The organism is Armatimonas sp., from assembly GCF_031410135.1.
Classification (GTDB): domain Bacteria; phylum Armatimonadota; class Armatimonadia; order Armatimonadales; family Armatimonadaceae; genus Armatimonas.
The window spans coordinates 1-6,532 of the sequence record NZ_JANNYP010000688.1; the positions used below are offsets into that span (position 1 = coordinate 1).

Sequence of the window (6,532 nt, forward strand, 5' to 3'; positions counted from 1 at the left end):
TCGGGTGAAAAATCGGTGATTTCCTCACGAGGATTTTACCCGGTAACCATCAAGGCTGTTTTGCTGACGTAGAAAAAAAGAACTGCTTGATTTTATAAAAAGAGTAGGCATCCATGAATCATGGAGTTATGGAAAGCCTCCCAAAAAGTCGCTCTATTTTTCTTCGATTAGAGATGGCCAATATCAAGATATAAAAAGCTGTTTTTCGATTAATCTGTATGAGAGCATTCTGCAGAGAATTAATTATTCGACCCTGATTTTATGTTTTGATTCAAATGAGAGATTTATGGGGTCATTTATTCTTTTTGAATGAATCAAAAAAAGGGCCACCGGATTCATCCAGTGGCCCTAAGCACTAAGCCCTAAGAACTAAGAACTTAGTGAGTAGACTCTGTCGGAGCCATTGCAGGGACGCCGTGGCCACCGGAGAAGCTGACCTCAGCTCCACCATTGCCATAGACATAGCCCGTCTCCCCGTGCTGCGTCAGATCTAGGCCAGCCTCTTCTTCATTGACGCTGACCGCGATTCCCTTGAAGAGAACCTTGACCAGGAGAGTAATAACGAGCGTGCCTAACACACCAAAGAAGATCGCCATGCCAATGCTGAGGAACTGAGCGGTCATCAAGTGCCCACGACCACCATCCTCTGGCTTGATGGAAGCAGTAACGACGCTATTGACTTTCTCGTCGGCGAAGATGCCTGTGGCAATGGCACCCCAGGTACCGCCAAGGCCATGCACGGCGAAGACATCGAGTGTGTCGTCGTACTTGCCGAGCTTGTTCTTGAGCTGAATCGCACCGTAGGAGATAAAGGGGACAACGGCACCAATGAGAATCGCACTGGTCGGCGTGACAAAGCCTGAGGCAGGGGTGATAGCAACCAGGCCCGCAACTGCGCCTGAAGCAAAGCCCAGAGCCGTGGGTTGCTTGACATGCACCCACTCAATCAGACACCAGACGAGCCCAGCGACAGCAGCGGCGATATGGGTCACCATAAAGGCGCTACCCGCTAGGCCACCAGAAGCTCCGGCGGAGCCACCGTTGAAGCCAAACCAGCCAAACCACAGAATGCCCGTTCCGATGAGCGTCATCGGGAGGCTATGGGGGCGGGTGTCCTCGTGGGCAGAGAGACGTCGCTTACCTAGGAGAATCGCTAGCACAAGGGCGGAGAAGCCCGAGGTCATGTGGATAACGGTACCACCGGCGAAGTCTAGAGCGCCTTTCTTAAACAGAAAACCGCCCGCGCCCCAGACCATGTGCGCCATCGGGGAGTAGACTACCAAGCCCCAGAGGGCAATAAAGACGCAGTAGGCGGAGAACTTCATACGCTCCACAATCGCCCCCGAGATCAGTGCGGGGGTAATCACGGCAAACATCATCTGGAAACACATGAACACTTGATGGGGAATTGCCATCTTGGTGCCATTCCAGACAAAAGTTGTCTGTCCTACTTTATTGAGCATCATGAAGTCGGTGCCACCAATAAAGTCATTTCCGGGTGCGAACGCGAGGGAGTAGCCCACCACAACCCAGACCACCGTGACGATGGACATGGCAATGAAGCTCTGCATCAAGACATTGAGGACGTTTTTCGCACGGCCCATTCCTGCGTAAAAGAGAGCCAGTCCGGGAGTCATGAAGAGTACAAGTGCACTCGAGACAAGCATCCAAGCCGTGTCTCCAGAGGAAAGCTCGGGAGCATCTCCTTTTTCGAATTTCGTGGTGAAGTCAGGGCTTGGTAGGCCATTTTCATCGCCTTGCTTGGCTGCATCCCACGCCGCTGCCGTAGGAGCAGGAGCAGGAGATGCCTCAGGAGTGGCTGCCGCTGGAGTGGGAGCAGGGGCCTGAGCGTGCACGATGGCTCCAAAGGGAATTAGGGCAAGAGCTGCTCCGAAGAGAGTTGTCAGCCTCTTGAGGGATGGGGTTAACCGCATGAAACTGTCCTTTTACAATAGAGTTTGGGATACACCGCTATTTTAAGAAAAGAATGTTTCGGTAATGTTTCATTAACAGAAATAAAGAGAAACAGCCACAAGAGCTTTGCTCTGTGGCTGTTATGTAGGGTAAGAGGATAACTAAACTGCTTCGTCTCCTCGGTCACCTGTTCGGATACGGATAGCATCCAGAACGGGGGAGAGGAAGATCTTTCCATCACCGATCTCACCGGTTCGGGCTGCAGTCGAGATAGCCTCGACGATTCGATCTACATCGGCCTCTGCCGCGACAATTTCCAGCTTGAGCTTCTGGATTAGGTTGACGGTGTACTCCGCACCACGGTAGTGCTGCGTGTAGCCTTTTTGTTTGCCCGCCCCACGGACTTCGGTGACGGTCATCCCGGTGACTCCCAGGTCATCCAGTGATGCCTTCACTTCGTCAAGTCGCTGGGGGCGAATCACTGCTTCAATTTTTACCAGTCCTGCCACGTCTTGTAGCTCCTGTTCTCTGTAAAGACAAAACGGTCGGGTCTGGTTGCAGAGTCTGCCCAGACCCGACCGTTGATGGTCGTATTGTACGTCCTATTTTGTTTCCGGTTTGTTTCTTCCGGAATTTTTTAGAACTTAAACACCTGAGCGAAGGTGACCGTGGACTGATCCTTCTTCACGGAGCGAGCATTCTCGCCTGGGAAGATCGTGCCCCCTGCATTGTCCATGCGGTACTCAAGAATCGTACGGGCTCCGGGGAATGCTCCCTTGAGCTCATAGGATGCCGTGATGGAGGACATGGTGGGCTTGCGTGTGGGGTCGGCGGCGTACTGAGGCAGAATGGCCGAGGTGGCGTTGCTCTGCGAGAGGTACTCTGCACGAATTCCAAGGACATTGGTGCCGATGTTCTGAGTCAGGTAGCCGGTGACGCCCGTGACATTGTAGCTGCGGTTGGCAACATCTTTGCCGGAGCGCATGCTGGCATCTAACGCAACCGAGGTTTTCTCGCTGACCTTGTTGGTATAGACAATGTTGGCGATATTCACGGCGCGATTGGCAGGCGCTGCGACCGTACCCATGTTCTCACGAGCTGTCATGGTGTTGAGTGCGATACTGGAGTCGCCGTTGGTACGCTTGAGCTGGAAGCCTGCTCCTAGGTCACGGCTTGCACCTGCTTTTACACCATCGTAACGGTTGGCTAGAACTCCGGTAAAAGAGGTCTTGCTATCTACGGCAAACGAAGCACGCAGACCCGCATTGACGAAGGGCTGGAGGTACTGGTAGTGGAACGACTTGGAGAAGAAGTTACCAGTGCCCATATCTGGGGTTTCGTAGCCAACGTGGGAGACGAACTGACCAAAGTCCAGGGTCATCTCTTTGCCGCCAAGGTCGCGCTTGGTGCTACCATAGGCCTCCAGGATATTGCCTGTGCCGTAAGTCGCATCAAAGTACTCTTGAATTCGCCCGGTCATCAGACGAAGCACAAAGCCTGCCTTCTTGTCTGATGCTGCCTGGCTGACATTGATCTCACCCAAGTTCACCGTGAACTGGCCGTCTGTGCTATTGAAGAGAAATGTGTTGTTACGAGTGTTGGGTTTGTTGAAGTTGTAGGTGTAGTTTGCCTCCAACTGTCCCCCGACTGTCAGACCCTGAGCATGAGCTGAGGGCATAAGTGTTGCGACGCCAAGAGCGGCGAGCGCAAACTGCAAACGAGTTCGCATGAGAAACGAAGCCTCCGTATATATCTGTGATGATCCTACTTGGTCACCGTGCGCCCCCTCCAAGGGGTCGGCGCACTGCTTTCCTAGCAGATCACCCTGTTAGAGTTTGAAAACACGCACAGGGTACACATATTTTGGGGGTTTTGTCAATCAAAATTTAGGACGGATTCAAGATGCCGTGCAGCCACCGAGGCAACTTCCTCTAAAGTGAGCCCTGTTTTTGCTTCCGCACTGAGGCTCACTACCTGCCGCCCGGTCTGTCCACAGGCAACAATCGTCTCAAATCCTGGGTGAACTCGCTCATCTACATTGAGACCAAAGCCGTGGTGTGTGACCCATCGCTGCACTTTCACGCCAATCGCTGCGAGATAGCCTCCCTGCGCCGTCCAGACTCCCGCATGAAAATCCACCCGCACGGCAGCAACGCCAAACTCTGCCGCGGTGCGAATAATCGCTTCCTCCAAAGTCCAGACGTACTTATGCAGATCCCGCTTGCCCTCGCCCAGGTGCACAATCGGATACCCCGTGAGCTGGCCTGGCCCATGGTAGGTCACGTCGCCCCCACGGTCCGTTGCCACCAGCTCGATCCCACACGCCCCGTATTCGGCCTCGCTCAGCAAACGAAACTCAGGCTTGCCCGTCTTGCCGTAGGTCACCACGGGCGCATGCTCCAGCAGAATCACCCCATCGGGCACGTCACCTGCGATTCTTGCCGCCACCCGTGCCCGCTGCTGCTCCCAGCCCTCGTGGTAGCCAATCAAACCCTCGGAAAGAAAATTAAGAAGTTCCATGGTGATTGGTTAGTGGATCTATCCAGCGGCGATCTAGAAATGTTCCGGCAAGATGATCAAAATCCTGATCCGTCGTAAGAAGAGTTGCGCCCGAGACGAGCGCCGTAGCCGCAATCCAAAGATCGTTCTTCCCCATTGTTACTCCCACGGAGTGACTGTAGACATCAAGCGTGACATAGGCGTCTTCAATGCCAGCGCTCTGAATCTCCACACGGCGAAACATGGTCAGCAGAAAACGTAGCTGTGTCATTCGTGGCTCGCCCCACTCGCGCCTACGCGCAAATGAGCGCACTTCAGCAACACTTACTGCGGAGATTAGTGGAATCATCTCTGTCACGAGAAGTCCGTACTGCAGCTCAAGATTCTGTGCAAGCTCGTCTCGTCGTACATAGCGTATCAGAATGTTTGTATCGAGCAGATAGAGCCGACTCACGACTCCTCCTGTAGGAGAAGAGCAATCTCGTTGTCGTCTTCAGGAGTTTCTAGAGCCCCGTAAACACGATGTATCCCATTCGTGCCATCGGTTGGAGGATTGGTTGGCTGCAGTGCCTTAACCCAGTCTGGTGGCTCGGCAGGCGGAGTGTAGACCAAGCGTCCGGCGATGACTTTTGTATCGGGGGTGTATTTGAGCAACTCTAGGACGCGAGAATCAATCGGTCTGGCTGTTGCGACGGTCAGCTTCTCTCCCGCCAGCTCCGCCAGATCACGGTTACTCTCCCGCGCTTCTAACTCTAGCTCTTTTGCAAGTTCATCAGAAACCAAAACACTCATTAGACGCATCAGGCCACCTCCAAGAGAAATTATATCGCTCGACGGATTGTATACTGTCTGTAAAATGCCGCGACGAAAAAAGCCATCAGAAATTTATCTGGCCTGGGAGAAGATCGTCTTTGGAGACGGTACGTATACGCATAAGTACTCGCCAGAATCCCAGCAGGCGTGGGCCGCACTCTGGCAGCAACACTGTGAAGGCGAGGCGTTTGCGGGAACTTCGATTGGCGACGCTGCACTTCTCTGTAGTCTAGGCTATGATCAAGCCGCGCACCAAGGCGACTGGCACGCTGCCAAGGAGCGAATCGAGCGCTACTTTGAGCATCCACAATGGCAGACCGATGAGGATGGCTCTCAGCAGATGCTCCTGGGAGACAGGGCGCGTGCGTGTTGGGCGTGTGGCGACGAAGACCAGGCGCTGGAGCTGTTTACGCAGCTTGTCGCACAGACAAAAGCCTACCACCGGCTGCCTCTTATACTCGTGATCTTAGTGCTTCTTGAAATTTGTCAAAGCCAGCCTGAGGAGGCAATCGCAAGTGACAGACTTATCGAGTTTTCTCGACAGGTGACCCCGCAGTATGTCGGGAAACGAGTGCGTCTTAAGACTTTGGCTGGCAGTACCTATGGTGAGCTGGCCGCCCTGCTGCAAAGCGCACGGACGGCCAGAGAAAGCGCACGGACGGCCAGAACAAAAAAGGAATCTCAATAGCCCGGCACGGGCTTTGCAGCCGAAGGCTATTGCAGATGCCGGTTTCAACCAGCGGCTATGAGCGCTGGGCCGCTTTGACTTCGGCGAGCTTTTCGTCTATGGCTTTGCGTGCTGCTGTGAGTTTTTCTTCGAGAAGTGGCAGATCGCCGGCAGAGGCGCGCTCTAGCTTGATCTCTTCGAGCATCGCGGGAATTTTCTCGACTATTTTTGCCATGCCACGCCCCGCAGAGAACGTAGTGTCGTCGCGCTTGCCCAGAAGGCTGGGGAGCTCCATCACGGGCGACGAAAGAATCTCATCCGCTAATGCCGGGCTCTCTCGGATGGCTTTGGCGACTTTCCCGGTGTCGTCGGCGGAGAGTTTTTCGCCCTTGATTTTTTCTACCAAGTGCGCCTGTAGGTCGGGCTGCTCGTTGAGCTGGCGCAAGAAACGCCCGTGCTTCTCGGTGAGGTTGCCATCGGCGGGGCGGTTGGGGGAGGAGATGATCTGCTCCGAGATGGCTTCGGGGAGATCTAATAAGTCCAGTAAGTAGCCCACGGTGCGCTCCGAAACCCCGAGGCGCTGCCCGATCTCTTTGTTGGTCGCACCCAGCGTTTTTTTAAGCTGCGTAAAGGCCTTGG

8 protein-coding genes are annotated in these 6,532 nt (G+C 54.1%); 1 reads left to right on the forward strand and 7 read right to left on the reverse strand.

Features of this window, described 5'->3' with window-relative positions; translation table 11 throughout:
* Nucleotides 1–377: 377 nt before the first annotated feature.
* The 6 genes from RMO15_RS25105 to RMO15_RS25130 all read right to left on the reverse strand — a co-directional run bounded on the left by RMO15_RS25105 (nt 378) and on the right by RMO15_RS25130 (nt 5,205).
* On the reverse strand, nt 378–1,934 hold the full coding sequence (locus tag RMO15_RS25105) for an ammonium transporter (protein ID WP_309719125.1): 1,557 nt from the start codon (nt 1,932–1,934) through the stop codon (nt 378–380).
* A 141-nt stretch (nt 1,935–2,075) separates the two neighbouring features.
* Nucleotides 2,076–2,414 (reverse strand): P-II family nitrogen regulator, encoded by a 339-nt coding sequence (locus RMO15_RS25110; protein WP_309719152.1) that lies wholly within the window; start codon nt 2,412–2,414, stop codon nt 2,076–2,078.
* A 137-nt stretch (nt 2,415–2,551) separates the two neighbouring features.
* Nucleotides 2,552–3,643 carry an outer membrane beta-barrel protein gene (locus RMO15_RS25115; protein ID WP_309719126.1) on the reverse strand — a complete coding sequence of 364 codons (1,092 nt, stop codon included), beginning with the start codon at nt 3,641–3,643 and terminating at the stop codon, nt 2,552–2,554.
* Between the two features lie 146 nt (nt 3,644–3,789).
* Entirely contained in the window at nt 3,790–4,434 is a 645-nt protein-coding gene (gene lipB / locus RMO15_RS25120) for a lipoyl(octanoyl) transferase LipB (protein ID WP_309719128.1), read from the reverse strand.
* Nucleotides 4,421–4,867 (reverse strand): type II toxin-antitoxin system VapC family toxin, encoded by a 447-nt coding sequence (locus tag RMO15_RS25125; RefSeq protein WP_309719131.1) that lies wholly within the window; start codon nt 4,865–4,867, stop codon nt 4,421–4,423. The genes lipB and RMO15_RS25125 overlap by 14 nt, the downstream gene beginning before the upstream one ends.
* Nucleotides 4,864–5,205 carry a hypothetical protein gene (locus RMO15_RS25130; RefSeq protein WP_309719142.1) on the reverse strand — a complete coding sequence of 114 codons (342 nt, stop codon included), beginning with the start codon at nt 5,203–5,205 and terminating at the stop codon, nt 4,864–4,866. The genes RMO15_RS25125 and RMO15_RS25130 overlap by 4 nt, the downstream gene beginning before the upstream one ends.
* 64 nt (nt 5,206–5,269) lie before the next feature.
* Between RMO15_RS25130 and RMO15_RS25135 the strand changes: the two genes are divergently transcribed.
* The gene (locus tag RMO15_RS25135; RefSeq protein ID WP_309719145.1) at nt 5,270–5,914 is read left to right on the forward strand and encodes a hypothetical protein; all 645 of its coding nucleotides are present in this window, start codon (nt 5,270–5,272) and stop codon (nt 5,912–5,914) included.
* A 55-nt stretch (nt 5,915–5,969) separates the two neighbouring features.
* On the opposite strand, the gene RMO15_RS25140 is transcribed toward RMO15_RS25135, so the two are convergent.
* A partial coding sequence (locus RMO15_RS25140) for a hypothetical protein (protein ID WP_309719149.1) occupies nt 5,970–6,532 on the reverse strand: 563 nt, incomplete at its 5' end.

Bases quoted from the DNA above. Each gene is read 5' to 3' on its own strand.
- RMO15_RS25105 (WP_309719125.1), bottom strand. From the start codon at position 1,934: ATGCGGTTAACCCCATCCCTCAAGAGGCTGACAACTCTCTTCGGAGCA.
- RMO15_RS25115 (WP_309719126.1), bottom strand. From the start codon at position 3,643: ATGCGAACTCGTTTGCAGTTTGCGCTCGCCGCTCTTGGCGTCGCAACA.
- lipB (WP_309719128.1), bottom strand. From the start codon at position 4,434: ATGGAACTTCTTAATTTTCTTTCCGAGGGTTTGATTGGCTACCACGAG.
- RMO15_RS25130 (WP_309719142.1), bottom strand. From the start codon at position 5,205: ATGAGTGTTTTGGTTTCTGATGAACTTGCAAAAGAGCTAGAGTTAGAA.
- RMO15_RS25135 (WP_309719145.1), top strand. From the start codon at position 5,270: ATGCCGCGACGAAAAAAGCCATCAGAAATTTATCTGGCCTGGGAGAAG.